Here is a 369-nt window from a genome sequence, read left to right as displayed (position 1 = left end):
GCCACCGCATGTGGCAGGCCCTGCGTGTCCACCACAATATGGCGCTTGATACCCGAGACCTTCTTACCTGCGTCGTAGCCTTTTAATCCTGCGGTATCAGTGTTCTTCACGCTCTGCGCGTCCACGATCAAGAACCTGCTGCAAGCGCTCCGCCCCAGTTTCTCTCGGGCCGCGCCAACCTGATTTTTTTAGCGCCTGCTCCAGCAGGCTGCCCCCTTCACGCGGCTCACTCCACATGGTGAAGTACGAATGGACGGTACGCCATTTGGGAAACGCTTCAGGAAGCATTCGCCATTGGCAGCCGCTTCGGAGCAGGTACAGCACGGCACAAAATACTTCATACAAGTCCACTCGACGGGGGCTTGTTCT

General features: G+C 57.5%; 1 pseudogene. It reads right to left on the bottom strand.

Features of this window, described 5'->3' with window-relative positions:
- A pseudogene (locus MOV80_RS23325) lies at positions 1 to 369 on the bottom strand (IS5 family transposase); the annotation flags it as partial.

Origin of the sequence: Chromobacterium sp. IRSSSOUMB001 (genome assembly GCF_023507765.1) — a bacterium.
Classification (GTDB): Bacteria; Pseudomonadota; Gammaproteobacteria; order Burkholderiales; family Chromobacteriaceae; genus Chromobacterium; species Chromobacterium haemolyticum.
Note: the sequence above shows the minus strand (reverse complement) of the source record. Positions and strands in the feature narration are given on the sequence as shown.